Raw genomic sequence first — 25,517 nt, 5'->3', positions numbered from 1 at the left:
AAGCTAGACCACGGAGTACAGTACACAGTTGGAAAAAGTTAGTGAAGGTGGGGTGGACTTTATACTCTTGCGTTGCTTCCCTCGGATTCAACTGCCCTTCCTGGCCGTGAGGACGCTAACTTTTATCTAAGAAGGATCACATGGCAAAGGATTTCTCTTTCAAAAACACTTTCACCCCCATTCAGAAGAAAGAAAGCTTACTTGCCTTATTGGGTATAAGTGATATCGATAAATTTGAAAAGCTGATTTCCGATGGTGTAGAAAAAGCTTACTACATAAAGCCACCAATTGAAAAAAAGAACGGTGGTCATAGAATTGTCTACGCACCAAACCGAATGCTGAAATCGATTCTAAGAAAAATAAACAATAAAATTTTCAGCCAAATTAATTTTCCAGATTACCTTTATGGCTCCATTCCTGACAAAGAAAATCCTCGCGATTATATCTTGTGTGCCCAACAGCATTGCAAATCTAAAATCCTTGTGAAAATGGATATAGAAAATTTTTTCCCAACGATGAAGTCAAAATTTGTTTATCAAATTTTTAAAGAATTATTCAGATTTTCAGATGAAGTTTCTAATATATTAACAACTTTAACAACATATGAGGGTTTCGTTCCTCAAGGCGCACCAACGAGTACTTATTTAGCCAACTTATATTTTTATGATTGTGAGCCAAGCAAAGTCAGTTATCTTCGTAAACTTGGATTCAGATATACTCGTTTGATTGATGACATAACAATATCCCGTTTAAATAAAGAGGAAGATTGGAAGTTTGTTGAGTCTGTTATTTCTAACTTTATTAAACAAAAAGAATTGACTGTAAATAATGAGAAAACAAAACTTCTATCAGCTAAATCGCCACAATCATTTAAAGTTCACGGATTATGTATTGAGGATGATGCGCCACGATTTACTAAAACTGAAAGAACTAACATAAAAACGCAAGTACATCAAGTTGTAAGGACCGGTTATGGGCGAGATCAAATCCGAATGCAACCAAGTTATCACAAGAAATATTTCTCTGTGAAAGGTAAAATAACGAAACTTAAGCGTGTAGATTGCCCTGATTATCCAGTTCTTAAAAATCTTCTAAAAAAACATTGCGATCCTCTTCCTGAGCATAAAGAAATAAAAAGAATTAATCGTGTTATATCAAACTTGTCGAAAGATCATGTTAGCATTGGTCATACGGAAAGATACAAAAGTAGGTATTTTCAAGTTGTTTTTCGTTTAGATATATTAAAAAAACTATATCCAGTTGAAGCAAATGAGTTTAGAGCACGGTTAAGACAAATAGGTCCAACTAAGAATGAGAATTAAAAAGCCTTTAACTGATATAATTTCCTATACCATCATCATAATTGTAACATTGTGTTTCATCTCAATGATTACCGCTGCGATAATTGTCTGCGTAGATATAGTTAGGACAAGAGATTTACATCTTTGCTTCTCTGAAAATTGCGTATTAAATGCTCAGAAAATTTTTAAAACTCCAATATCTCTTCTGAAGCAATCATTAATACTCATACCTATTTTTGTATTTTTTATAGGCCTATATAATTATAAGCTGGCGATAATAAATGCGAAAAACAACAACACACTTAATAAAGAGCGTGATTTTTATTCTTATTTAAAAGAAAACACAAATGAACAAAAAGAATTGATAGAAATACTTAACAAGAAAAAACTGTACAACGCACTCTTTGATGAACACTTAAACTTCAAGACCGATGCCCAAGAAAAAATACGTTCCTATATTAAATTAAGAGGAACAACTGGCTTACTCGGCGCACTTAATGGTGATAAAAAAAATAATTACGAAGCAGTTCTAGCTTCTATTACAATACACTTCGGATTCAACATCGAAGAAGAAGTTGATATAGAACGCTTAGATGAAATCACTAATAATATATGTACTCTATTGATAGAGATCATTGAGGTATGGTTCAATATCAACATATCAAAAGAATAACTTCATATATCAAAGCAAGGGCTAACTTATCGAAGCTACGCTTCACTAAGTTCCCTTGCTTTTCTTCCCTTCGGTTGAAAAGGAAAACAAGTCTATTCTTTGATCACATAGCCGCTTCCCAGCTTCACTATCAGAAAACGAAGATAAAAGAATACAGATTCTTTAGAGAAAGTTAGCCACATGTTGCAAACCCCGCCACAAACGTGATATTGATCACATTTACAATAATTAAAGCTAAATCCTATTGATGTTATAATAATAAAATATCCACAGAAAGTCATTTCCCCTTAGCAAGGAGTCATTAGTGGGTGAAGAACGCAAGAACATCAATCATAATACGCATATAGTTTTATATGATGAGGTAAGTGGTCTTTGCCCAAAATGCTTTAAACCTTTAATGGTTCAGAATGGCAAACGAAAAATAAAGCTCTATGAAGTAGCACACATATATCCATTTTCCCCTCGTGAAGAGGAAAAGGAATTACTTAAAAATGAGCAACTTCTTTGCGATGATGTTGATAGCGAAGATAATTTAATTGCCTTGTGCAGAGACTGTCATAAGTTGTTCGACAACCCAAGAACGATTGAGGGTTATCGGGAAATGTACGCTATCAAAAAGCAGTTGAGACAAGCAGCACAAATCAAAAACAGCCAATTTAATTTTAAGATTGAAGAAGAGATCAAAGAGATAATTGATATACTATCAACTCTTGAACCAAATGAGGGTTCTCAATTATCGTACAAAGCTATGAGAGTTGATGATAAAATTCTTCCCGAATCTGGCCCTGCATTCAAGATAAAGGTCAAAGCTCAAGTTGCTTATTTTTACACTGAAATAAAAAAATTATTCCAACAACTCGATCAACGAGTTCCAAACACATCAGAAATAATATTCAACGAAGTTAAAACATACTATTTGATTTTAAAAAGAGAGAATTTATCTCAATCCGAAATATATAACCATTTGATTAATTGGATAAAAACAAACACAAAGGAAACTAATAGCGTAGCCGCCGAAGTTTTGGTGTGTTTTTTCATCCAAAATTGCGAGGTTTACTCATGATTACACCAAGTAAATCTATCTCAATCCAAGATTCAATATTATACAAGATGACAATCATCTTAGAAACTGAGTTTAACGAAATTAAGATTACTGATTTATACGAAAAAACATCAAGCAACTTTTCATCTCTGGACGAATTTGTTTACTCACTCGATTTTTTGTTTATTTTAGAGAAAATCATACTAAACCCAGTTAATGGGACGGTAATAAAATGCTAAAGAACATATACTGTGAAAAATTAATTAGAAAAGAACTGATTTTCAAAAATGGTTTGAATGCCATATTGGGACCTAAAAATGGTGCCAACTCTATCGGTAAATCATCAGTTCTAATGTTAATTGATTATGTTTTTGGTGGTGATGATTTTATAACCCTATGCAAAGACGTTATTTCTCAAGTTGGTCATCTAAACATCGAATTTACTTTTGAATTTGATGGAAAATCCTATCACTTTATAAGAAATACCGAAACTAATAATAGTGTGTTTTTTAGAAATAACGAAGAAAAATTAGAGTGGTCAATTGAAGATTTTAGAATCTTCTTGGCTCAGAAATATGGTTTTTCATCAAACGATCCTTCATTAAGAAATTTAGTTTCCAGATTCACGAGAATTTGGGGAAAAGATAATTACAATCCAAATAAACCTCTTCTACGCTATACCGGGGAAGGATATGCATCTATCAAAGAATTTCTCATTAAATCCTTCGGCTATTATAATTTAATTGAAGAAATTGAAAAAAAGAAAGCCGAAAACGAAGTAAACAGAAAGAATATTGATATAGCGTTCAAGCAGGGTTTTGTCAAAAAAGTAAATTTAAAAGAATATAGGCAAGCAAAACAAGATTTAAATGTTATCGACAATAAAATTGACACTATAAAAAAAGATCTAGACCTTTTTGCAGCAAACATAAAAGCTATCCTTGATGAAAAAAGCCTAAGTTTAGCCATCGAAAAAGATAAATATCTCAAACAAAAATACTCTCTCGAAAGTAAGTTATTTAGAATTGAAGAAAATATTTCTGATACAAAGCCTATTCCAAAAATATATTTCAGCAAAGTTGTCGATTTTTTTCCAACTGTTAACATTGATAAACTAAATGAAGTCGAGAGTTTCCATTTATCAATTTCAAAAATCTTGAGTGATGAGTTAAAAAAAGAAAAAGAACGCCTTATATTCCAATTAAATGAGATTGATGCTGAAATTAGTATAATTGATCTCAAAATCAAAGAAATAGCTGCATCAGTCGATAGACCAGACGAGATTATTGATGAAGTTTTGTCATTATCTATAAAGAAAAAAGAAGTTGAAGATACGGTTAATTACCGAGAGCGCCAAGATGCTCTTAAACAAGCATCAAGCACTATAAAGGTAGAATTAAAAGAAAAGACAGAAGAAATTCTGTCAAAAATATCTAAATTATTAAACGAGAACCTCAAATTATACAACACAAAATTCTATGGTTCCGACAGAATACCACCACAGATCATTTTCAGTGATACAAATTATATTTTCGAACATCACTCTGACTCTGGGACAGGTAAATCTTATGCGAATATGCTGGCTTTGGATGTGAGCTTTTTACATACAACAAAATTACCCATAGCAATTGAAGATTCAATTGTTTTCAAAAACGTTGAAGTCGCAGCTATAGAAAAAATAGTTAATACATTAAACACTATTGATAAACAAGTTTTTATATCACTCGATCAATTAAATATTTATAGTGAACAAACAAGATCAACTTTGAGAAAGGCAAGCTTTATGCGTATAAGCAGAAAATACCCTGCATTCAAAGTTTCATGGAACATTCAATCCAACAACAAATAATTATTTATAATGGCTTCCATGTACTAATGTGGTGGCCATTATTATATTGTTTATTACAAAATAACACCTTCACATTGACATCCCTCTCGAATTAAATATAAATAAGAACATAAGGAATATTTTTCTGATAGAAAAAACGAAAGGACTTCGTATGGAAAATAGTTTTAATAAAATATACAATAAAATATATAATAAAGAATCACCTGAAAGCTTGTTAAGAACACATTGCATCAGTGTTAGGTTGAACCATGAAGAACTACAACTTCTCAATGCAAGGCGTGGCGACAAAAGTAAAGGTGAATGGTTTCGCTTGGCTTTTCTCGATAAACTTCCAGTAGCAGTGCCGCCTATCAACATAGAAGCCTGGAAATCCCTCAGCGAAATTTCACAAAAGCTGAACAAGCTACTTATCCATCTCGAAAGTAAAAGCACTGGTGGTGAGCTTACAAAGACAGAAATCTTCGCAATCAAGCGCCAAATTTCTGAGCTTCGCTCATGCCTTACAGCTACAAGCACATCTGTTAGGTAGCTTGAATGAAAGGAATGCAAAAAATCAAAAGAGGGAAAATCTTCAACGGATTAATTTCTTATTTATTAAAACCTGCTTCGCACCATAAGTCAGAACCGTATGTAGTAGGCGGTAATGTCATTGAGAGCTTCGCAGAAGCGTTAAGTGCAGAGTTCAACACAACGAAGCTTTTGCGTTCTGATGTCAGTAAACCCGTTTGGCATAATTCTCTGCGTCTTCCTGATGGTGAACATCTACCTACTGAACAATGGGTAGAGGTCGCAGATGACTATATGAAGCGTATGGACTTCTCTGAGACGCATCTACGAGCATATGTCCTGCATGATGATAAAGATGGCCAACATATCCATATAGTTGCAAGTCGTATAGATGCAACATCTGGGAAGCTCTACCTTGGTAAAAATGAGAACCTTATCAGCACTCGTATCTGAATCGCCACGGATAATCTAGACACTTCCGAGCCGTTGATAATACTGGTTTTCATATTCTGTCGGTGACATCTGATTGCTCGAACCATGCCGACGCTTACTGTTATAAAACATTTCGATGTAATCAAAAATATCGCTGCGGGCTTCTTCCCGCGTTCCGTAGATCTTTTTCTTTATCCGTTCGCGTTTCAGCAACTGGAAAAAGCTTTCTGCAACCGCATTATCGTGACAGTTACCGCGACGGCTCATGCTCCCCTCCAGGCCGTGTGATTTCAGGAACGACTGCCACTCATGGCTTGTGTACTGACTGCCCTGGTCCGAATGAACCAGCACCTGTTTTTGGGGATTACGCCGCCATACAGCCATCAGCAGTGCGTTCAGGACAATGTCCTTTGTCATCCGGGATTGCATTGACCAGCCGATAATTTTGCGTGAGAACAGATCAACAACCACAGCAAGATACAGCCAGCCTTCGTGGGTCCTGATGTAGGTTATGTCCGTTACCCAACGCTTATCCGGAGCATCCGGATTGAACTGTCGCTGGAGCCTGTTGGGCGATACGATACTGGCCTCGCCTTTGCGTGCCCACGGGCTCCGGTACCCGACCTGAGCCTTTATCCCGGCACGATTCATCAGTCGCCAGACTCTGTTCACTCCGCACTGTTGACCGCTATCCCGCAAGTCCAGATGGATCTTGCGATAACCATAAACGCAACCGGACTCCAGCCAGAACTGTTTGATCTGTCCCGTCAGTCTCAGATCTACCTGGTGGCGCTGAGAATACGGTTGCTTAAACCAGGCGTAAAAGCCACTGGGATGAACATCCAGCACCCTGCAGAGCAGACGAACAGGCCAGCAACGGGAGTTGTCACGAATAAAGGCGTACCTCAGTCGGACAGCTTTGCGAAGTACGCCGCGGCTTTTTTTAATATGTCCCGTTCGTCAGTAACCCGCTTCAACTCCTTCTGGAGTCGGCGGATCTCGGCCTGAGCATCTGACTGTTCTTTATTAGTGGATGAGTCCGGACCGTACTTCTTTATCCAGGCGTAAAGGCTGTGGGTGGTGATATCGAGACGTGTTGCAACGCTGGAAACAGAATGACCGCGATCAATAACCTGTTTGACTGCTTCAATTTTAAACTCTTCGGGATAACGTTTACCGCTCATGGGCACCTCTCTTTAAGTCATCTTAAATGACTCCGAGGTGTCTGTTAAACCCGTGGCGATTCATATCACTAAATAGCCTCCATACCTCAGATAGCTCTCTCAATGTTTCAACAACACTCATCTCTCAATCCCTTCTATTCAGGTAATAGTGGATAATTTTTTGATGCCAATAATGCATTATACAACTTAGGTGCTGTCATTAGCATGTGCAACTCAATCCGTTGAAGAGCTTCAAATACTCGTTCTTCGTCAGGTACCGCATATCTTTCTGTCGGGTCTGTAGTGTTGCGATGGTTTAGCAACCTTTTCACAACAGCATATGACGTAAGCTCTTCGGCTACACGCCCAAATGTTCGCCTCAAATCATGCATACCAAGTTTAGTAATACCAGCATCGGCACAAATATACTCTCTCAAACTTTTACTGTCAGAGTAATGGCCGGCTTTGCTACGATTTGATCGAGCAGGGAATACCCATTTCTGTTTTTCTGGACGAATTCCAGAATCCATAATGATATCTCTCCTGTCTTCCAGCACCCGTTTCACGGCATCACAGATCGGAAGCTCATGGTCATTTCGGTTTTTTGTGTCATAGAAGCGAATGAGCCGATTTTCAAGATCTACATAACTTGTCGTTTTTGCTTCTTCGTTAGTAAGGAATTCTCTCCAACATAGAGATGCTGTTTCCTCTTTTCTGGCACCTAACAGGACAGTCAGTAGCAGATAATCGCACCCTAATCGATTAAAGCTTCTCTTGTTATGTAGTGCTGTTAAAAATCTTCCCAGAGTATCTTTTGGTGAAAGCGGATTTCTGACACCTTTTGCACGATAGCTATCCTCAAGCTCAGAACGAGTCCTGAACTTCTTCTGAACTTTCAAGATAGAGAATGGATTGTAGGACAAATATGGTTGTCGTTGCTGGGTCTGGGCATTGCTGGCTTCAATTTCGATTGCATGTCTGACAGCAACATTGATCCACCTAAAGGTCTGTTCCGCTGCTGTTCTGGCTCTCGAAGCAATCTCATCAAACTTCCGAAGAATTTCATTACCAGTAAGATCTTTAACTCGCAAACCAGCCCACTCAGAAAGCCTGTTTTCTGCTTTATCTAATACAGCCAAGGTGTTGGGTTTAGCTGGTTTTGCTCTACCCAGCAGATGCTGGCGGTATTGAGCAAACACTTCACTGATAGTGAGTTCAGAAGCATCGGACTCCCGTTTTATCTTGTTAGGGTTCCTTTTGGTCAACTTCATGGTTTGAACTAAATTGCGAGCAACCTCGCGGGCTTGATCGATGTTAGCGAAATCAGAGACATTGCCAATTGTAGACCTGATAACCTCAGATGGGGATTTTCCCCCTGTCTTAGGGCGGTTGCCAGGAGAAGACACTCGACGCTGAACGATATAGGTCTTTTTCGTTGCACTGATTTTGACACCGAAACCGACTGGTGAATCACGATGGCTGTCAGTGATAAGATAAGGTTTTCTATCTATGTTGGGTAAGTACACTACTCGCCCATCTTGATCGAGACTTGGTTTGACGTCGATAGATAACTTATTGATTATAATCGACTGATTGAGTGTCATTTTCATCGATGTATACCAGCAGTTCAAGTGTGTATACCAGATAGTAGCTAGAATACTTCTGGTATACAAATTTTTGGATTTATGTGAGTTCAGAAGGGTTTCACTTGGGGCCATATGAGTACTCGCAAGACTTAAAAAATGAGTAAAATCAATATGAAAGAGTCTGCAAGCAAGGATCTATCAGACCACACGCCGATGATGCAGCAGTATCTCAAGCTGAAAGCCCAGCATCCGGAGATACTGTTGTTTTACCGCATGGGCGACTTTTACGAACTGTTTTATGACGATGCGAAACGTGCGTCTCAGTTGCTTGATATCTCCCTGACCAAACGCGGCGCGTCTGCGGGCGAGCCAATCCCGATGGCGGGCATTCCTCACCATGCGGTAGAAAACTACCTCGCCAAGCTGGTCAACCAGGGTGAGTCCGTCGCTATTTGTGAGCAGATTGGTGATCCGGCGACCAGCAAAGGTCCGGTCGAGCGCAAAGTGGTGCGTATCGTCACGCCAGGCACCATCAGTGATGAAGCGCTGTTACAGGAACGCCAGGACAACCTGCTGGCCGCTATCTGGCAGGACAGTAAAGGTTATGGTTACGCCACGCTGGATATCAGCTCCGGGCGTTTTCGTGTTAGCGAACCCGCCGACCGCGAGACCATGGCCGCAGAATTGCAGCGCACCAATCCAGCTGAACTGCTGTATGCCGAAGATTTCGCTGAAACTTCACTGATTGAGGGACGTCGCGGATTACGTCGTCGTCCACTATGGGAATTTGAAATCGATACCGCTCGCCAGCAGCTAAACCTGCAGTTTGGCACGCGGGATCTGATTGGCTTTGGCGTAGAAAACGCCCCGCGTGGATTATGCGCGGCTGGCTGCCTGCTGCAATACGTAAAAGATACCCAGCGTACCTCGCTGCCGCATATTCGTTCCATCACCATGGAACGTCAGCAGGACAGCATCATTATGGATGCCGCCACGCGCCGCAATCTGGAAATTACCCAGAACCTGGCGGGCGGTGTTGAAAACACGCTGGCTTCAGTACTCGACTGCACCGTGACGCCGATGGGCAGCCGTATGCTCAAACGCTGGCTGCATATGCCGGTCCGTGACACCAAAGTCCTCACTGAGCGCCAACAGACCATCGGCGCGCTACAGGATTCCACCGGTGAATTGCAACCCGTGCTGCGTCAGGTCGGCGATCTGGAACGTATCCTTGCTCGTCTGGCCCTGCGTACCGCGCGCCCGCGCGATCTGGCCCGTATGCGTCATGCCTTCCAGCAATTACCAGAACTGCGCGCACAACTGGAAAGCATAGACAGTGCCCCCGTGCAGATGCTGCGCGAGAAAATGGGTGAGTTTGCTGACCTGCGTGAACTGCTGGAACGTGCCGTAGTGGAAGCTCCACCTGTGCTGGTTCGCGACGGTGGCGTCATCGCCCCCGGCTATAACGAAGAACTGGACGAGTGGCGAGCGCTGGCTGATGGCGCAACTGACTATCTGGACAGACTGGAAATTCGTGAGCGCGAGCGCACCGGTCTGGATACGCTGAAGGTTGGGTTTAACGCCGTTCACGGCTACTACATTCAGATCAGTCGCGGGCAAAGTCATCTGGCGCCGATTAACTATGTGCGTCGTCAGACGCTGAAAAACGCCGAACGCTACATTATTCCGGAGCTGAAAGAGTACGAAGACAAAGTTCTGACATCAAAAGGCAAAGCGCTGGCGCTGGAAAAACAGCTGTACGATGAGCTGTTCGACATGCTGCTGCCGCACCTGGCTGATTTGCAACAAAGCGCCAGCGCGCTGGCAGAACTGGACGTACTGGTCAACCTCGCAGAACGCGCTTATACCCTGAATTACACCTGCCCGACCTTCACCGACAAGCCTGGTATTCGTATTACCGAGGGACGTCATCCGGTGGTTGAACAGGTGCTGACCGAGCCGTTTATCGCCAACCCACTTAACCTCTCGCCTCAGCGACGGATGCTGATCATCACCGGCCCGAACATGGGGGGTAAAAGTACCTATATGCGCCAGACTGCGTTAATTGCGCTGCTGGCCTACATCGGCAGCTACGTTCCGGCGCAGAAAGTAGAGATTGGGCCTATCGACCGCATCTTTACCCGCGTGGGCGCGGCGGATGATCTGGCATCCGGCCGTTCCACCTTCATGGTAGAAATGACTGAAACCGCCAACATTCTGCATAATGCCACCGAGAACAGCCTGGTGCTGATGGATGAGATTGGACGCGGCACCTCCACCTACGACGGCCTGTCGCTGGCGTGGGCGTGCGCGGAAAATCTGGCCAATAAAATCAAAGCATTAACGTTGTTTGCCACCCACTACTTCGAACTGACTCAGTTACCGGAGAAAATGGAAGGCGTAGCAAATGTGCATCTTGATGCGTTAGAGCACGGCGATACCATCGCCTTCATGCACAGCGTACAAGATGGTGCGGCGAGCAAGAGCTATGGTCTGGCGGTAGCTGCCCTGGCAGGTGTACCAAAAGAGGTTATTAAACGCGCGCGGCAAAAACTGCGCGAACTGGAAAGCATCGCGCCGAATGTTGCTGCGACCCAGGTCGACGGCACACAGATGTCGCTCCTGACAGCTCCGGAAGAAACGTCGCCCGCTGTTGAAGCACTGGAAAATCTCGACCCGGATTCGCTAACGCCTCGCCAGGCGCTGGAGTGGATCTACCGGTTGAAGAGTCTGGTGTAACGCCGTAATGCCCGATAGTGATACACTTATCGGGCCTGCAAAATATCGCTGTATTTAGGCCGGGTAAGGCGAAGCCGCACCCGGCGTGTTGATTAGCGCTTATCTTCTGCCAGCAGCGGTGGAATACTTGGCACCATCGGTGCGTCATCAATATCCTTCTGCGTCATGCGAAACGCTTGCGGGTAGTGCTCGCGGCTGGTACGGCGTAGCGGCTCAGTATCACGCCAGGTGTATAGACAATGCTGGCACTGATATACCGTCCAGACACCTTTTACCGGCGAGTTTGCCATCACTTCAATATGTTCATCGGCACAACGTGGACAAATCATCTGCTACTCCTTATTTACGGTTGGCCAGCATGGCGGTCAGTTTTTCTGCCCAGGCTTTCGTTTCCGGTAAATCACATACCGGCTGGCTGTAGTGCCCACGGTTATCCGGCGCAACCGGCGTGGTCGCATCAATAATTAACTTGTCGGTAATCCCCGCCGGACTGGAACCCGGATCAAGCTCCAGCACCGACATATTCGGCAATTGCACCAGATCGCCCGCCGGATTGACCTTCGAAGACAGCGCCCACATCACCTGCGGCAGGTTGAACGGATCTACATCCTCATCAACCATAATCACCATTTTCACGTAACCCAGGCCATGCGGCGTCGTCATTGCGCGCAGCCCCACCGCGCGGGCAAAGCCACCGTAGCGTTTTTTGGTGGAGATAATCGCCAGCAAACCGTGGGTATACATGGCATTCACCGCCTGCACTTCCGGGAATTCGGCTTTCAACTGTTGATAAAGCGGTACGCAGGTTGCCGGCCCCATCAGGTAGTCAATCTCCGTCCACGGCATCCCCAGATACAGCGATTCAAAAATAGGTTTGGTGCGATAAGAGACTTTATCGATACGCACGACCGTCATATTACGTCCACCGGAATAGTGCCCGGTAAACTCGCCAAACGGCCCTTCGATTTCACGCTTACGACCTTCAATGACCCCTTCGAGGATCACTTCTGAACCCCATGGCACGTCAAAGCCGGTGAGCGGCGCGGTAGCGATCGGATACGGGCTTTCACGCAGTGCTCCCGCCATTTCGTATTCCGACTGATCGTACTTCAGCGGCGTGGCCCCCATCAGGGTGATGATCGGATCGTTACCCAGCGTGATGGCAATCGGCAGATCTTCACCACGCTCTTCGGCTTTATGCAGGTGCAGCGCGATATCGTGCATCGGCACCGGCTGCAGGCCAAGCTTGCGTTTACCCTTCACTTCCATACGATAAATGCCGACGTTCTGTTTGCCAAAGTTGTCCGGATCCAGCGGATCGCGCGACACCACGCAGGCTTTATCAAGATAGAAACCGCCGTCGCCATCGTTCAGGCGAAACAGCGGCAGAATATCAAACAGGTTGATCTCATCACCATCAACACAGTTTTCAGCCCACGCCGGATTGGCGCGACGCTCCGGCGTAACCGGAAATTTATCCCAACGGCGAATAAACTCATCAATCTGTTTTTTCACTGGGGTATTTGGCGGCAGGCCTAAAGAGATGGCGTGATTCTGCCACGAACCAATAGTGTTCATCGCCACACGGGCGTCGGTAAAACCACGAATATTGTCAAACCAGAGCGCTGGCGCACCGTCACCAATGCGTCCGGTCGCATTGGCTGCCGCAGCCAGATCCGGCTCGGCGTTAACTTCTTCACTGATTTTCAGCAATTGTCCCTGGTCGTCCAGCGCTTGTAAAAAGCTGCGCAAATCATCAAATGCCATTATTCATTCTCCTGTGAAAAATTCTGCGCCTGCCGTAAACCCTGCCAGCGACGGGCGTTGGGGTGTTCCAGACCAAACTGATCGAGCACACGCGCAACGATATGCTGAGTGATGTCATCGACCGTTTGCGGGTGGTTGTAATACGCGGGCATGGGCGGGACCATCGCCACGCCCATGCGGGAAAGCGCGAGCATGTTTTCCAGATGAATAGTGCTAAGCGGCATTTCACGCGGAACCAGCACCAGCTTGCGCCCTTCTTTCAGCACCACATCGGCAGCGCGCCCCACCAGCCCTTCCGCGTAGCCTGCACGAATACCGGCCAAGGTTTTCATACTGCAGGGGATAATGATCATGCCGTCAGTGCGAAACGATCCAGAGGAGATGGTCGCCGCCTGGTCCGCCGGGTTGTGGCAAAAATCGGCCAACGCAGACACATCGCGGACGCTGTACGGCGTTTCCAGTTCAATAGTGGTTTTGGCCCACTTTGACAGCACCAGATGGGTTTCCACCTCGGGCATTTCTCGCAGTGCCTGCAATAGCGACACACCAAGGGGAGCGCCGGTTGCCCCGGTCATTCCGACAATTAGTCTCATTTAGCCTCTCAACTTTTGTTCGTATACGAACATTTTGATTAAAATACTCTCACATAACATTTCGGGCAAGGTCATCGAGCACAGATCGCTAAAGCCGCAATTGTTAAAAAAAGATGCGTAACCCGCTATGATAGAGACTGACAGGAATTCCGGAGCGCTCATGCCGTTACGAAATAAAGCATTTCACCTTTTACGTCAGCTCTTCCAGCAGCATACATCCCGCTGGCAACATGAATTACCGGACCTGACCAAACCACAGTATGCGGTAATGCGCGCCATTGCTGAACGTCCCGGCATTGAGCAGGTTGACCTGACCGAAGCCGCAGTCTGTACCAAGGCAACCCTTGCGGAAATGCTGAGCCGAATGGAAAAACGGGAGCTGGTCAGGCGTGAACATGACCCGGCAGATAAGCGTCGACGGTTTGTTTATTTGACCGCGCAAGGAGAAGCATTACTGGCCAGCGCAACTCCGTTAGGCGATAGCGTGGATGATGAGTTTCTGGGGCGATTATCTGATGAAGAACGTGAGCAGTTCACACGTCTGGTGCGTAAGATGATGAACTAATCTGCCGGATGGCGACATAAATGTCTTATCCGGCCAACAAAGTCCAGCTCCCCGTAGGCCTGATAAACGCAGTGCCATCAGGCAACAAACATAGAAAAAGGCCAGTCCCAATGAGACTGGCCTTTCTTGATAGAACTTGTGCTTACTCGCGGAATAACGCTTCGATATTCAGTCCCTGAGTCTGCAGGATTTCACGCAGACGACGCAGACCTTCAACCTGAATCTGGCGAACACGTTCACGGGTGAGACCAATTTCACGGCCCACATCTTCCAGTGTCGCAGCTTCGTACCCCAGCAGACCAAAACGACGTGCCAGCACTTCACGCTGTTTGGCGTTCAGTTCGAACAGCCATTTGACGATGCTCTGTTTCATATCATCGTCTTGCGTGGTGTCTTCCGGGCCGTTTTCTTTTTCATCGGCCAGAATATCCAGCAACGCTTTTTCGGAATCGCCACCCAGCGGGGTGTCTACCGAGGTAATACGCTCGTTGAGTCGGAGCATACGGCTGACGTCATCAACCGGTTTATCCAGTTGTTCAGCAATCTCTTCTGCGCTCGGTTCGTGGTCCAGTTTATGCGACAACTCACGCGCGGTACGCAGATAGACGTTCAGCTCTTTTACAATATGAATCGGCAGTCGGATCGTACGGGTTTGGTTCATAATCGCCCGTTCGATCGTCTGGCGGATCCACCAGGTTGCGTATGTTGAGAAGCGGAACCCGCGTTCCGGGTCAAACTTCTCGACTGCACGGATCAGTCCCAGATTGCCCTCTTCAATCAGGTCCAGCAATGCCAGACCACGATTGCCATAACGACGAGCAATTTTCACCACCAGACGCAGGTTACTTTCAATCATGCGACGGCGAGAAGCGACATCCCCACGCAGTGCGCGACGCGCAAAATAAACTTCTTCTTCGGCTGTTAACAGTGGTGAATAACCAATCTCACCAAGGTAAAGCTGAGTCGCGTCCAACACACGCTGTGTGGCCCCCTGCGATAACAGCTCTTCTTCAGCCAGGTCGTTATCACTGGGTTCCTCTTCACTCAAGGCTTTTTCATCAAAAGCCTCTACTCCGTTCTCATCAAATTCCGCATCTTCATTTAAATCATGAACTTTCAGCGTATTCTGACTCATAAAGGTGGCTCCTACCCGTGATCCCTAACGGAACTAGCACGTGAAAGCCTGGTTCCGCCGAATTATCGCTGCGGTAAATAGCGCAGCGGGTTTACGGATTTCCCCTTGTAACGAATTTCAAAATGCAAGCGTGTTGAACTGGTTCCGGTGCTACCCATGGTAGCTATTTTCTGCCCCGCCTTGATTTCTTGTTGTTCCCGGACCAGCATTGTATCGTTATGGGCGTAGGCACTCAGGTAATCATCGTTATGTTTGATGATAATAAGATTACCGTAACCGCGCAGTGCGTTACCGGCATATACGACGCGTCCATCTGCGGTCGCGACAATAGCCTGTCCTTTACTGCCTGCAATATCGATCCCTTTATTGCCACCTTCAGTAGCCGCGAAGTTTTCGATTACTTTGCCGTCAGTCGGCCAGCGCCAGGTAGAGATTGGCGAGCTGGTTGACGTTGAGCTTGCAGTTGATTCGGTTGCGCTAACTGCTGGAGCCGTTACAGGCGCTGTGACAACGGTCCCAGCAGGCTTGTTGTTCGGCAACATTTTATTAGCACTTTGTTCACCTGAATCCTCAGAATACGTAATTGTTGGTTTCGAAGCAACAGCAACGGTGGAATTTTGTGCAGGGTTGGTCACAACTCCTTGCTGTGCTGCATCCGCCTGGGTAATAGCATTACCACCAGTAATCGGTGTACCCGACGCGTTGCCCACTTGCAGAGTTTGACCGACATTCAGGCCATACGGGGCCGGAACGTTATTGCGTTGTGCGAGATCACGGAAATCGTTCCCGGTAATCCAGGCGATATAGAAAAGGGTATCGCCTTTCTTAACAGTATAGGTACTGCCGCCCGTATAGCTACCTTTCGGAATGTTCCCATACTTACGGTTGTACACAATACGACCGTTTTCCATCTGCACAGGCTGTTCCGCAACAGGCTGGATCTGTGTTGACTGTGTGGTCGGACGCTGCACCGGCTGGATCTGTGGCGTTTGCTGTACTGTCGACGTCGAGCCCATTTTTGGTGGAGGCGTAATCAGCATGCCGGAATTGGTGTTCGTTGATGCACCGCCATCAACGGAACTGACCGGTGCAGGTGGATTCGAGGTATTTGAACAACCTGCCAGCCATAATGAAACCAGTGACAATGCCGCAATGCGGCGAACGGTAAATTTGTGGCTTCCCGCGCTCATTTATCCCCCAGGAAAATTTGGTTAAAACCAGTGACGTAATCACCGTGCAAGGCATCGGACTGGGCACTGGAAACGTGACCACGATACGCTTACTAATTCCAGAATATCCAGGAAAACTCCAGGTATTCAGAGCCAGTATCTACGCAAGCTCCCCTTTTACTAAGGGAACGAAACGTACGGCCTCCACGGTATCGATAATAAATTCGCCTCCCCGACGACGCACCCGTTTCAGAAACTGGTGCTCGTCGCCCACGGGTAAGACGAGAATACCGCCTTCATCCAACTGCATCATCAATGCGGTTGGGATCTCAGGCGGCGCTGCCGTAACAATGATAGCGTCAAACGGGGCTCGCGCTTGCCAGCCCTGCCATCCATCACCATGACGGGTAGAAACATTATGTAAATCAAGCTGTTTAAGTCGACGACGCGCCTGCCACTGCAAACCTTTAATGCGCTCAACAGAGCACACATGGTGCACCAGGTGTGCCAGAATCGCCGTTTGGTAGCCAGAGCCGGTACCAATTTCCAGCACCCGGGACTGCGGCGTTAACTCAAGCAGCTCGGTCATCCGCGCAACCATATAGGGCTGCGAAATCGTCTGCCCCTGACCAATCGGCAGAGCAATATTGTCCCAGGCCTTATGTTCAAACGCCTCATCAATGAATTTTTCACGCGGCACGGCGGCAAGTGCATCGAGAACAAGCTCATCTCTGATGCCCTGCGCACGTAATTGTTCAAGAAGAGTGTGTACGCGTCTGCTTACCATTGCGTGTCGGCTCCCACGCTGTCTAACCAGTCAGAAACAACTTCATGCGCACCATATGCGGTTAAATCGACATGCAGCGGCGTAATGGAAACATAGCCTTCATCGACGGCGGCAAAATCTGTATCCGGTCCGGCGTCGCACTTTTCGCCCGGCGGCCCGATCCAGTACAGCGTATTACCGCGCGGGTCCTGCTGTGGTATCACCTGATCCGCAGGATGGCGGCTACCGCAGCGGGTGACGCGGATACCTTTAATCTGATCCAGCGGTAAATCCGGCACGTTGATATTCAAAATGCGCCCGGTGCGCAGCGGTTCGCGACTCAGCGCCCGTAAGATACGGCAGGTTACTGCGGCAGCAGTATCGTAGTGTTTATGCCCATCAAGTGAGACCGCCAGCGCAGGAAAGCCCAGGTGACGACCTTCCATCGCCGCCGCAACGGTACCGGAATAGATAACATCATCGCCCAGATTAGGACCTGCGTTAATACCAGACACGACAATGTCCGGACGCGGACGCATTAATGCGTTCACGCCCAGATAGACGCAATCGGTAGGTGTACCCATTTGTACGGCGATATCACCGTTATCATAGGTGAACGTGCGAAGTGAGGATTCCAGCGTCAGCGAGTTAGACGCGCCACTGCGGTTACGATCCGGGGCAACCACCTGTACGTCAGCAAACTCACGCAGCGCTTTCGCCAGCGTTTGTATACCGGGTGCGTGGACCCCATCATCGTTACTCAGCAATATACGCATAATCACCCATTGTGTTAATAAGTTCCCTTACAACACTGGTGGCGAAGCTACCTGCCGGTAGCCAGAAACGTAACTCAACGGTTACGTCATCCCACCAGTTCCAGCTTAATTGTTGTGGATACAGCAACATAGCACGACGCGATGCGTCGACTTTCTCGCGCAACAACAGCGACTGCAGCGCGGTTTCATCAGCAATAGCGGCTTCTTCAAACGCCAGTGCGTCGCGCTGAGTTCCCCACTCACCGCTGCCCGGTAATGCTGCTGTAATCATCAATTCTTTATCATCGACGCGACGCTGTAATTCGGTCTGTTCTTCCTGCGTGGCGACAAACCAGCTTCCGCGTCCCGACAATTGTAGCGCATCGCCGTCAACAACTTGATTAAAGTCTGTTTTTTTCAAGCGTTCACTGACTATCTGATTAAACAACGCACTACGGGCCGCCGACAACCAAAAACTGCGCTTATTGCGATCGCGCACCGGCGCATCGCTTTGCGCCCAACGCAGCGCCCCTTGCAGGTTGCTGCCGCCAATACCAAAACGCTGAGCGCCAAAATAGTTCGGTACGCCGCGCTCGCTAATCGCCTGCAAACGCGCTTCAACGTCATTTCGCTGGCTCACTTCACGCAGCACCAGCGTAAATTCGTTACCTTTCAGCGCCCCTAAACGCAGCTTACGCTTGTGGCGCGCGTACTCCAGCACTTTACAGCCTTCGAGTTCAAATTTGCTTAAATCAGGCATTGCATTGCCCGGCACGCGCGCGCACAGCCACTGTTCCGTGACTGCATGCTTGTCTTTCTGGCCAGCAAAGCTCACTTCACGGGCGTGAATTTTCAGGAACTTCGCCAGCGCGTCAGCCACAAAACGGGTATTACAGCCGTTTTTCAGGATACGCACCAAAATGTGCTCACCTTCGCCATCCGGTTCGAAGCCTAAATCTTCGACGACGACAAAGTCTTCCGGATTCGCTTTCAGAACGCCATGGCCTTGTGGTTTGCCATGGAGATACGTCAGATCTTCAAACGCAGTCATTTCGTTGCCTTAATGAGTAACGCCACCGCTTCACAGGCAATCCCTTCCCCACGCCCGGTAAAACCGAGTTTTTCCGTGGTGGTCGCTTTCACGTTAACATCATCCATATGGCAGCCGAGATCTTCGGCAATAAACACGCGCATTTGCGGAATGTGCGGCAGCATCTTCGGCGCCTGAGCAATAATCGTCACATCCACATTACCAAGCGTATAGCCTTTGGCCTGAATACGCCGCCAGGCTTCACGCAATAATTCACGACTATCTGCACCTTTAAAGGCCGGGTCGGTGTCCGGGAAGAGTTTACCGATATCCCCCAGCGCAGCCGCGCCCAGCAGTGCATCGGTTAACGCGTGTAACGCCACGTCGCCATCAGAATGCGCCAGCAATCCTTTTTCATACGGGATGCGCACACCACCAATGATAATTGGGCCAACTCCGCCAAAAGCGTGTACGTCGAAACCGTGTCCAATTCGCATTATGCCTTCTCCTGATATACACAACATCCTCCAGGCAGCCTGAAGAATGATGTATCTAGATAGTTCGGGTCAGATAAAATTCCGCCAGCGCCAGGTCTTCCGGGCGGGTGACTTTGATGTTGTCAGCGCGTCCTTCGACCAGCTGCGGATGAAAACCGCAATATTCCAGCGCCGAGGCTTCGTCCGTAATGGTTGCGCCTTCGTTTAGCGCACGGGTCAGACAGTCATGCAACAGCTCGCGAGGGAAAAACTGCGGCGTCAACGCATGCCATAAATCGGTGCGATCGACCGTATGGGCGATGTCTGTTCGGCCCGGCTCCGCGCGTTTCATCGTGTCGCGCACCGGCGCGGCAAGGATCCCACCGATGCGGCTGGTTTCACTTATTGCCAGCAAACGAGATAAATCTTCCTGATGCAGGCACGGACGCGCGGCATCATGTACCAGTACCCAACTGGCCTCACCTGCGGCTTGCAAACCAGCAAGGACAGAATCGGCACGCTCGTTGCCACCATCCACCACGGTAATTTGCGGGTGCGCTGCGAGTGGAAGTTGGGCAAAGCGACTGTCACCTGGGCTAATAGCGATGACGACTCGCGTCACCCGGGGATGAGCCAGCAGCGCATCAACCGAGTGTTCGAGAATGGTTTTATTGCCAATAGAGAGGTACTGCTTAGGACACTCTGTTTGCATTCGGCGGCCAAACCCGGCAGCCGGCACCACGGCGCAAACGTCCATTAAAGTGGCTGCCATGTTAAATCCCTGGACGGTTTATCGATTGTTTTGCCCTGCAGTCTGAGCGCGTTTAGACGCGTCAGGCACCAGACGATAAAAGGTTTCGCCTGGCTTAGTCATACTGAGTTCGTTACGCGCGCGCTCTTCGATAGCCTCTTGCCCGCCATTGAGATCGTCAATTTCGGCAAAAAGCTGATCGTTACGCGCTTTCAGTTTCGCGTTTGTAGCTTGCTGCGCCGCAACATCATCGTTGACGCGACTATAGTCATGTATGCCGTTCTTACCGAACCACAGCGAATACTGTAGCCAGACTAATAAAGCCAGCAACAGCAACGTAAGTTTACCCATCCTGCCCCCTGAAAAACGGCATCAACATCCCATAAACTCCGCTGACAACTTTACATCAACGGACGGGAATGCCGCGACAACGCGGGCAAATGTACCACATTTGCCCGTTGTTACGTATACCCCATGTAAGGAGAACATAATCTCATTGTTGGTTACGGTTTGAATTATGGCCAGACAGTGAACAACAGCGGCGATCGCGTGAAAGGACGTATGCCTAACCCAGTAGCCACAGGAACAGTGCGCCAAACATTGCGCCAACCACCAGCAGGGTACAGGCAATACTCAGCAGCAATCTCCCCTTCAATAGCGAATGCAGGGCAATACCCGCGACAATCGCCACGGGCAACAACGCAAGGAAAAAGGGCCAGGTATAGAGGAAGAAAAACAGTGTGTTAGGGCCATACATCAGACACGGGAATCCCAGCGCCAGCAACCACGCGACAAAACCGACCACGGCTCCTGGGAGTGACCAGGTAGTTTCGTCGTCGGCGGCGAAGGTATCTGACTCTGTAATAGTAATGTTATGGCTGTTACGCATATCTAATCCTGTGACCGTGACTGACCGGGCGTGCAAGCTCGGGTGTCTCAGGATCTGATAATATCTTCCTGCCTCAGCAGGTCTAATAATTGAGGAACCAAATTTGTTACCAATTGTTCACCATCAAGATGAATCTCTGGCGATTCAGGCGCTTCGTAAACCGAGTCAATTCCGGTGAAATTGCGCAACTCTCCCGCACGCGCTTTTTTATACAGCCCTTTTGGATCGCGAGCTTCGCACGTTGCTAATGGCGTATCGACAAAAACCTCAATAAAACGCCCTTCACCCACGCGCTCGCGAACCATTTTTCGCTCGGCGCGATGTGGAGAGATAAACGCAGTCAACACCACCAGGCCGGCGTCTACCATTAGGTTAGCCACTTCACCAACCCGACGAATATTCTCCTTACGATCGGCATCGCTAAACCCAAGATCGCTGCACAGACCGTGACGCACGTTATCGCCATCCAGCAGATAGGTGCTCACCCCTAGCTTATGCAGCGCTTCTTCCAGCGCCCCTGCTACCGTGGATTTACCGGAACCTGACAGCCCGGTAAACCACAGCACAACACCACGATGACCGTGGCGTTGTTCCCGCTGTTGCGGTGTAACAGGATGGGCATGCCAGACGACGTTTTCGTCATGCAGCGCCATTATTTTCCTCCCAGCAGATCGCGCGCACCCCAGTGTGGGAAGTGGCGACGCACCAGTGCATTAAGCTCCAGCTCAAACGCGCTGAACTGAGAAGCTGTGGCAAGCTCCTGGACGATTGGCTCACGCACCAGTCCCGCGCCAACGGTAACGTTAGTCAGGCGGTCAATGATAATCAGCCCGCCCGTAACCGGATTCTGCTGATAGGTATCCAGCACCAGCGGCTCATCAAAAGTCAGATTAACCAGACCGATGCCGTTCAGCGGCAGCGCTTCAACGTCACGTTGGGTCAGGTTGTTTATATCGACCTGATACTGCACGCTATCAACGCGTGCGCGGGTCTTCTTGCCTGCGACTTTTATGTCGTAGCTCTGCCCGGGCGACAACGGTTGTTCCGCCATCCACACCACATCAACTGCAGCGCTTTGTACTGTCGGCAGCGTTTCACCGGCATCAAGCAGCAGGTCGCCCCGGCTGATATCGATCTCATCTTTCAGCACCAGGGTGATCGCTTCACCCGCATGCGCTTCCTGTAAATCGCCATCAAAGGTTACGATCCGCGCCACGCTCGACTCCACGCCGGACGGCAGCACTTTGACGCGCTGTCCAACCTTCACGCTACCGGAGGCCAGCGTTCCGGCATAACCACGGAAATCCAGATTCGGTCGGTTCACATACTGCACCGGGAAGCGCATCGGCTGAGTATCAACAATGCGCTGGATCTCAACGGTTTCCAGCACTTCCAGCAGCGTCGGACCGCTGTACCACGGCATACTGGCGCTTTGCGAAGCCACGTTATCGCCTTCCAGCGCAGAGAGCGGCACAAACCGGATATCCAGGTTGCCCGGCAGTTGTTCAGCAAAAGTAAGATAGTCTTCGCGAATGCGGTTAAATGTCTCTTCGCTAAAGTCCACCAGATCCATTTTGTTGATCGCCACCACCAGGTGTTTGATCCCAAGCAGCGTGGAGATAAAGCTATGACGACGAGTCTGATCCAGCACGCCTTTACGCGCATCGATCAATAGGATCGCCAGGTCGCAGGTCGACGCACCGGTCGCCATGTTACGGGTGTACTGCTCATGCCCGGGAGTGTCCGCAATAATAAATTTACGCTTCTCGGTAGAGAAATAACGATACGCCACGTCGATGGTGATGCCTTGCTCACGCTCGGCCTGCAAGCCGTCAACCAATAACGCCAGATCAAGCTTTTCGCCCTGAGTGCCGTGACGTTTACTGTCATTGTGCAGCGATGAAAGCTGGTCTTCATAAATCTGACGCGTGTCGTGCAGCAGGCGGCCAATCAGGGTACTTTTCCCATCATCCACGCTACCGCAGGTTAAAAAGCGCAGCAGACTTTTGTGTTGCTGGGCAACCATCCAGGCTTCAACGCCGCCTTCATTAGCAATTTGTTGTGCAAGTGTCGTATTCATGGCGGCTCCTTAGAAATACCCCTGACGTTTCTTCAGCTCCATGGAGCCCGCCTGGTCGCGGTCAATCACGCGGCCCTGACGTTCACTGGTGGTTGAAACCAGCATCTCTTCGATGATTTCCGGCAGCGTCTGCGCATTCGACTCCACCGCGCCTGTCAGCGGCCAGCAACCGAGCGTACGGAAACGCACCATGCGTTTTTTAATCACTTCACCGGGTTGCAGATCGATTCTGTCGTCATCAATCATCATCAGCATGCCGTCGCGTTCCAGCACCGGACGCTCCGCCGCCAGATACAGCGGCACGATATCGATATTTTCCAGCCAGATGTACTGCCAGATATCCTGTTCAGTCCAGTTAGAGAGCGGGAAGACGCGAATACTTTCGCCTTTGTTAATCTGCCCGTTGTAGTTGTGCCACAGCTCCGGGCGCTGATTTTTAGGATCCCAGCGATGAAAACGATCGCGGAAAGAGTAAATACGCTCTTTGGCACGCGATTTCTCTTCGTCACGACGAGCACCGCCAAACGCGGCATCGAAACCGTATTTATTCAGTGCCTGCTTCAGCCCTTCAGTTTTCATAATGTCGGTATGCTTGGCGCTACCGTGGACAAACGGGTTGATACCCATCGCCACCCCTTCCGGGTTTTTATGCACCAGCAGTTCGCAGCCGTAGGCTTTCGCCGTGCGGTCACGAAACTCGTACATTTCGCTGAATTTCCAGCCGGTATCAACGTGCAGCAATGGGAACGGCAGCGTGCCCGGATAAAACGCTTTACGCGCCAGATGCAGCATTACGCTGGAATCTTTGCCGATGGAATACATCATCACCGGATTAGAAAACTCGGCGGCCACCTCACGAATGATATGGATGCTTTCCGCTTCCAGTTGCCGCAGGTGGGTAAGTCGTTTTTGATCCATAACCGTTCCTATGTAATGCCGTTATTTTGCTAACGATGCTCAGATAACCTGACTATAGGGAGGGCAAGAGGGCGAATGAAATTACGAATTGGAATGAGTAGTTCCTCAAAGGAATAACGATCCGGAAAAGCAAATATCAAAAAGTGCTTAAGCTACCGGAATTCGGGCATTTAGGAGCAAATGAAATTGTTTTACCTCGATCACGGTTTCATACTAGCGGCTGAAAATTTCTGCTTGGTATTTAAGGACTCATCATGTTTCTCGCATTGCGCCACCTTCTTGCAGCCATGGCGCTCGGCGCGTGCTTCATCCTTCCCGCACAGGCAACATCTTCGAAGCCCGGAGATATCGCAAATACCCAGGCTCGATATATCGCAACGTTTTTCCCAGGCCGCGTGACGGGATCTCCGGCAGAAATGTTGTCTGCTGATTATATACGTCAACAATTTCAGCAGATGGGTTATAGCAGCGATATTCGGACGTTTAATAGCCGTTATGTTTATACCGCCAAAGATAACCGTAAAAACTGGCATAACGTAACGGGAAGCACCGTTATTGCTGCACATGAAGGCAAAGCGCCACAGCAGATTATTATTATGGCGCACCTCGACACCTACGCCGCGCAAAGCGACGCCGACTCCGATGCCAATCTGGGTGGATTAACCCTGCAAGGTATCGATGACAACGCCGCAGGTGTTGGCGTAATGCTTGAACTGGCGGAAAAACTCAAAAACGTGCCGACGCAGTACGGTATTCGATTTATCGCCACCAGCGGCGAGGAAGAAGGCAAACTGGGCGCGGAGAACATCCTGAAGCGAATGAGCGCCGCCGAGAAGAAAAACACGCTGCTGGTTATCAACCTCGATAACCTGATCGTCGGCGATAAGCTCTATTTCAATAGCGGTAAGAAAACCCCGGAAGCGGTGCGAAAACTGACGCGCGACCGGGCACTGGCTATCGCGCACAGCCGCGGTATCGTTGCCAGCACCAATCCAGGTCTGAACAAAGACTATCCGAAAGGCACTGGATGTTGTAACGATGCAGAGGTCTTCGACAACGCGGGGATTGCCGTTCTTTCAGTTGAAGCGACCAACTGGAACCTGGGCAAGAAAGATGGCTATCAACAGCGCGCCAAAAGCGCCTCATTCCCGGCAGGCAACAGCTGGCACGATGTGCGACTGGATAACCAGCAGCACATTGATAAAGCGTTACCAGGCCGGATAGAGCACCGTAGCCGCGACGTGGTACGCATTATGCTGCCACTGGTAAAAGAACTGGCAAAAGCGGGTAAATCTTGAAGAAGTGGTCCGGTAGGATGTAAATCTTACCGG

At 48.1% G+C, this 25,517-nt stretch carries 26 protein-coding genes and 1 pseudogene; 10 read left to right on the top strand and 17 right to left on the bottom strand.

From position 1 onward, the window contains the following. Positions 1 to 140 precede the first annotated feature (140 nt). The 7 genes and pseudogenes from JQN59_RS04860 to JQN59_RS04835 all read left to right on the top strand — a co-directional run. Entirely contained in the window at positions 141 to 1,322 is a 1,182-nt protein-coding gene (locus JQN59_RS04860; protein ID WP_077263846.1) for a reverse transcriptase family protein, read from the top strand. A gap of 64 nt (positions 1,323 to 1,386) precedes the next feature. Continuing rightward, the gene (locus tag JQN59_RS04855) at positions 1,387 to 1,974 is read left to right on the top strand and encodes a retron Ec48 family effector membrane protein (protein WP_232735036.1); all 588 of its coding nucleotides are present in this window, start codon (positions 1,387 to 1,389) and stop codon (positions 1,972 to 1,974) included. A 304-nt stretch (positions 1,975 to 2,278) separates the two neighbouring features. Next, positions 2,279 to 3,037: an ABC-three component system protein gene (locus tag JQN59_RS04850; RefSeq protein WP_063390749.1), complete on the top strand. Its 759-nt coding sequence runs from the start codon at positions 2,279 to 2,281 to the stop codon at positions 3,035 to 3,037. Continuing rightward, positions 3,034 to 3,255, top strand: coding sequence for an ABC-three component system middle component 7 (locus JQN59_RS27155; RefSeq protein ID WP_063390750.1), 222 nt, complete (start codon positions 3,034 to 3,036; stop codon positions 3,253 to 3,255). Before JQN59_RS04850 ends, JQN59_RS27155 begins: the two co-directional genes overlap by 4 nt. Continuing rightward, on the top strand, positions 3,249 to 4,865 hold the full coding sequence (locus tag JQN59_RS04845) for a hypothetical protein (RefSeq protein WP_063390751.1): 1,617 nt from the start codon (positions 3,249 to 3,251) through the stop codon (positions 4,863 to 4,865). Before JQN59_RS27155 ends, JQN59_RS04845 begins: the two co-directional genes overlap by 7 nt. A gap of 151 nt (positions 4,866 to 5,016) precedes the next feature. Continuing rightward, positions 5,017 to 5,394 carry a hypothetical protein gene (locus JQN59_RS04840; protein WP_181182278.1) on the top strand — a complete coding sequence of 126 codons (378 nt, stop codon included), beginning with the start codon at positions 5,017 to 5,019 and terminating at the stop codon, positions 5,392 to 5,394. A 5-nt stretch (positions 5,395 to 5,399) separates the two neighbouring features. Further along, positions 5,400 to 5,822, top strand: a pseudogene (locus JQN59_RS04835) (relaxase/mobilization nuclease domain-containing protein); the annotation flags it as partial. 18 nt (positions 5,823 to 5,840) lie between these two features. Here JQN59_RS04835 and JQN59_RS04830 read toward each other — a convergent pair. Both JQN59_RS04830 and JQN59_RS04825 read right to left on the bottom strand, forming a co-directional pair. Next, positions 5,841 to 6,988 (bottom strand): IS3 family transposase gene (locus JQN59_RS04830; RefSeq protein WP_191238548.1). Its coding sequence is split into 2 segments (ribosomal slippage): positions 5,841 to 6,751 and positions 6,751 to 6,988, totalling 1,149 coding nucleotides; the frame shifts between segments, so codons are not numbered across the junction. 134 nt (positions 6,989 to 7,122) lie between these two features. Further along, entirely contained in the window at positions 7,123 to 8,577 is a 1,455-nt protein-coding gene (locus tag JQN59_RS04825) for a tyrosine-type recombinase/integrase (protein ID WP_063390762.1), read from the bottom strand. A 147-nt stretch (positions 8,578 to 8,724) separates the two neighbouring features. On the opposite strand from JQN59_RS04825, the gene mutS reads away from it, so the two are divergent. Next, positions 8,725 to 11,292: a DNA mismatch repair protein MutS gene (mutS, locus tag JQN59_RS04820; protein ID WP_149607752.1), complete on the top strand. Its 2,568-nt coding sequence runs from the start codon at positions 8,725 to 8,727 to the stop codon at positions 11,290 to 11,292. Positions 11,293 to 11,384: 92 nt separating this feature from the next. Here mutS and JQN59_RS04815 read toward each other — a convergent pair whose 3' ends face one another. Genes JQN59_RS04815 through JQN59_RS04805 form a run of 3 tightly spaced genes read right to left on the bottom strand, consistent with a single transcriptional unit; the run spans position 11,385 to position 13,652 of the window. Beyond that, positions 11,385 to 11,621 carry a non-oxidative hydroxyarylic acid decarboxylases subunit D gene (locus JQN59_RS04815; RefSeq protein WP_032944812.1) on the bottom strand — a complete coding sequence of 79 codons (237 nt, stop codon included), beginning with the start codon at positions 11,619 to 11,621 and terminating at the stop codon, positions 11,385 to 11,387. A gap of 10 nt (positions 11,622 to 11,631) precedes the next feature. Further along, positions 11,632 to 13,059, bottom strand: a complete 1,428-nt coding sequence (locus JQN59_RS04810; protein ID WP_048215658.1) for a non-oxidative hydroxyarylic acid decarboxylases subunit C — start codon at positions 13,057 to 13,059, stop codon at positions 11,632 to 11,634. Beyond that, positions 13,059 to 13,652 carry a non-oxidative hydroxyarylic acid decarboxylases subunit B gene (locus JQN59_RS04805; protein WP_048215657.1) on the bottom strand — a complete coding sequence of 198 codons (594 nt, stop codon included), beginning with the start codon at positions 13,650 to 13,652 and terminating at the stop codon, positions 13,059 to 13,061. Before JQN59_RS04805 ends, JQN59_RS04810 begins: the two co-directional genes overlap by 1 nt. Positions 13,653 to 13,812: 160 nt before the next feature. On the opposite strand from JQN59_RS04805, the gene JQN59_RS04800 reads away from it, so the two are divergent. After that, positions 13,813 to 14,217: a MarR family winged helix-turn-helix transcriptional regulator gene (locus JQN59_RS04800; protein ID WP_020996296.1), complete on the top strand. Its 405-nt coding sequence runs from the start codon at positions 13,813 to 13,815 to the stop codon at positions 14,215 to 14,217. Positions 14,218 to 14,359: 142 nt separating this feature from the next. On the opposite strand, the gene rpoS is transcribed toward JQN59_RS04800, so the two are convergent. From rpoS to cysD, 12 genes are all read right to left on the bottom strand, one after another. Further along, complete coding sequence (rpoS, locus tag JQN59_RS04795) at positions 14,360 to 15,352, bottom strand: RNA polymerase sigma factor RpoS (RefSeq protein ID WP_000081498.1); 993 nt, start codon at positions 15,350 to 15,352, stop codon at positions 14,360 to 14,362. A gap of 62 nt (positions 15,353 to 15,414) precedes the next feature. Next, positions 15,415 to 16,497, bottom strand: coding sequence for a murein hydrolase activator NlpD (nlpD, locus tag JQN59_RS04790; protein WP_223849051.1), 1,083 nt, complete (start codon positions 16,495 to 16,497; stop codon positions 15,415 to 15,417). 184 nt (positions 16,498 to 16,681) lie between these two features. Beyond that, positions 16,682 to 17,308 (bottom strand): protein-L-isoaspartate(D-aspartate) O-methyltransferase, encoded by a 627-nt coding sequence (locus tag JQN59_RS04785; RefSeq protein ID WP_003034172.1) that lies wholly within the window; start codon positions 17,306 to 17,308, stop codon positions 16,682 to 16,684. Then, complete coding sequence (gene surE / locus JQN59_RS04780; protein WP_003825728.1) at positions 17,302 to 18,063, bottom strand: 5'/3'-nucleotidase SurE; 762 nt, start codon at positions 18,061 to 18,063, stop codon at positions 17,302 to 17,304. The genes JQN59_RS04785 and surE overlap by 7 nt, the downstream gene beginning before the upstream one ends. Beyond that, positions 18,044 to 19,093, bottom strand: a complete 1,050-nt coding sequence (gene truD, locus JQN59_RS04775) for a tRNA pseudouridine(13) synthase TruD (RefSeq protein ID WP_048215656.1) — start codon at positions 19,091 to 19,093, stop codon at positions 18,044 to 18,046. Before truD ends, surE begins: the two co-directional genes overlap by 20 nt. After that, positions 19,090 to 19,569 carry a 2-C-methyl-D-erythritol 2,4-cyclodiphosphate synthase gene (ispF, locus tag JQN59_RS04770; protein WP_003034167.1) on the bottom strand — a complete coding sequence of 160 codons (480 nt, stop codon included), beginning with the start codon at positions 19,567 to 19,569 and terminating at the stop codon, positions 19,090 to 19,092. Before ispF ends, truD begins: the two co-directional genes overlap by 4 nt. A gap of 55 nt (positions 19,570 to 19,624) precedes the next feature. Beyond that, entirely contained in the window at positions 19,625 to 20,320 is a 696-nt protein-coding gene (ispD, locus tag JQN59_RS04765; RefSeq protein ID WP_008785675.1) for a 2-C-methyl-D-erythritol 4-phosphate cytidylyltransferase, read from the bottom strand. Positions 20,321 to 20,338: 18 nt separating this feature from the next. Next, positions 20,339 to 20,650, bottom strand: coding sequence for a cell division protein FtsB (gene ftsB, locus JQN59_RS04760; RefSeq protein ID WP_003034163.1), 312 nt, complete (start codon positions 20,648 to 20,650; stop codon positions 20,339 to 20,341). 214 nt (positions 20,651 to 20,864) lie between these two features. Beyond that, entirely contained in the window at positions 20,865 to 21,188 is a 324-nt protein-coding gene (locus JQN59_RS04755; protein WP_020996298.1) for a DUF3561 family protein, read from the bottom strand. 47 nt (positions 21,189 to 21,235) lie between these two features. Further along, positions 21,236 to 21,841, bottom strand: a complete 606-nt coding sequence (cysC, locus tag JQN59_RS04750; protein ID WP_003034157.1) for an adenylyl-sulfate kinase — start codon at positions 21,839 to 21,841, stop codon at positions 21,236 to 21,238. After that, a complete protein-coding gene (gene cysN, locus JQN59_RS04745) occupies positions 21,841 to 23,268 on the bottom strand; it encodes a sulfate adenylyltransferase subunit CysN (protein ID WP_008785677.1) in 1,428 nt (475 codons plus the stop codon). Before cysN ends, cysC begins: the two co-directional genes overlap by 1 nt. A 9-nt stretch (positions 23,269 to 23,277) precedes the next feature. After that, complete coding sequence (cysD, locus tag JQN59_RS04740; protein WP_003034152.1) at positions 23,278 to 24,186, bottom strand: sulfate adenylyltransferase subunit CysD; 909 nt, start codon at positions 24,184 to 24,186, stop codon at positions 23,278 to 23,280. A 254-nt stretch (positions 24,187 to 24,440) separates the two neighbouring features. On the opposite strand from cysD, the gene JQN59_RS04735 reads away from it, so the two are divergent. Then, positions 24,441 to 25,484, top strand: coding sequence for an aminopeptidase (locus tag JQN59_RS04735; RefSeq protein ID WP_032944823.1), 1,044 nt, complete (start codon positions 24,441 to 24,443; stop codon positions 25,482 to 25,484). Positions 25,485 to 25,517: the final 33 nt, after the last annotated feature.

Source organism: Citrobacter sp. B72 (assembly GCF_016894305.1).
In the GTDB taxonomy this organism is placed as follows: Bacteria; Pseudomonadota; Gammaproteobacteria; order Enterobacterales; family Enterobacteriaceae; genus Citrobacter; species Citrobacter portucalensis.
The sequence above is the reverse complement of the archived record's forward strand: the minus strand, read 5'-3'. Positions and strand labels throughout refer to the sequence as shown.

Bases quoted from the DNA above. Each gene is read 5' to 3' on its own strand.
- mutS (WP_149607752.1), top strand. From the start codon at position 8,725: ATGAAAGAGTCTGCAAGCAAGGATCTATCAGACCACACGCCGATGATG.
- JQN59_RS04825 (WP_063390762.1), bottom strand. From the start codon at position 8,577: ATGAAAATGACACTCAATCAGTCGATTATAATCAATAAGTTATCTATC.
- cysC (WP_003034157.1), bottom strand. From the start codon at position 21,841: ATGGCGCTGCATGACGAAAACGTCGTCTGGCATGCCCATCCTGTTACA.
- JQN59_RS04815 (WP_032944812.1), bottom strand. From the start codon at position 11,621: ATGATTTGTCCACGTTGTGCCGATGAACATATTGAAGTGATGGCAAAC.
- JQN59_RS04785 (WP_003034172.1), bottom strand. From the start codon at position 17,308: ATGGTAAGCAGACGCGTACACACTCTTCTTGAACAATTACGTGCGCAG.
- JQN59_RS04860 (WP_077263846.1), top strand. From the start codon at position 141: ATGGCAAAGGATTTCTCTTTCAAAAACACTTTCACCCCCATTCAGAAG.
- ispD (WP_008785675.1), bottom strand. From the start codon at position 20,320: ATGGCAGCCACTTTAATGGACGTTTGCGCCGTGGTGCCGGCTGCCGGG.
- truD (WP_048215656.1), bottom strand. From the start codon at position 19,093: ATGACTGCGTTTGAAGATCTGACGTATCTCCATGGCAAACCACAAGGC.
- surE (WP_003825728.1), bottom strand. From the start codon at position 18,063: ATGCGTATATTGCTGAGTAACGATGATGGGGTCCACGCACCCGGTATA.
- JQN59_RS04845 (WP_063390751.1), top strand. From the start codon at position 3,249: ATGCTAAAGAACATATACTGTGAAAAATTAATTAGAAAAGAACTGATT.
- JQN59_RS04755 (WP_020996298.1), bottom strand. From the start codon at position 21,188: ATGCGTAACAGCCATAACATTACTATTACAGAGTCAGATACCTTCGCC.
- JQN59_RS04855 (WP_232735036.1), top strand. From the start codon at position 1,387: ATGATTACCGCTGCGATAATTGTCTGCGTAGATATAGTTAGGACAAGA.
- JQN59_RS04800 (WP_020996296.1), top strand. From the start codon at position 13,813: ATGCCGTTACGAAATAAAGCATTTCACCTTTTACGTCAGCTCTTCCAG.
- rpoS (WP_000081498.1), bottom strand. From the start codon at position 15,352: ATGAGTCAGAATACGCTGAAAGTTCATGATTTAAATGAAGATGCGGAA.
- JQN59_RS27155 (WP_063390750.1), top strand. From the start codon at position 3,034: ATGATTACACCAAGTAAATCTATCTCAATCCAAGATTCAATATTATAC.
- ftsB (WP_003034163.1), bottom strand. From the start codon at position 20,650: ATGGGTAAACTTACGTTGCTGTTGCTGGCTTTATTAGTCTGGCTACAG.
- JQN59_RS04810 (WP_048215658.1), bottom strand. From the start codon at position 13,059: ATGGCATTTGATGATTTGCGCAGCTTTTTACAAGCGCTGGACGACCAG.
- JQN59_RS04805 (WP_048215657.1), bottom strand. From the start codon at position 13,652: ATGAGACTAATTGTCGGAATGACCGGGGCAACCGGCGCTCCCCTTGGT.
- cysD (WP_003034152.1), bottom strand. From the start codon at position 24,186: ATGGATCAAAAACGACTTACCCACCTGCGGCAACTGGAAGCGGAAAGC.
- ispF (WP_003034167.1), bottom strand. From the start codon at position 19,569: ATGCGAATTGGACACGGTTTCGACGTACACGCTTTTGGCGGAGTTGGC.
- JQN59_RS04840 (WP_181182278.1), top strand. From the start codon at position 5,017: ATGGAAAATAGTTTTAATAAAATATACAATAAAATATATAATAAAGAA.
- cysN (WP_008785677.1), bottom strand. From the start codon at position 23,268: ATGAATACGACACTTGCACAACAAATTGCTAATGAAGGCGGCGTTGAA.
- JQN59_RS04735 (WP_032944823.1), top strand. From the start codon at position 24,441: ATGTTTCTCGCATTGCGCCACCTTCTTGCAGCCATGGCGCTCGGCGCG.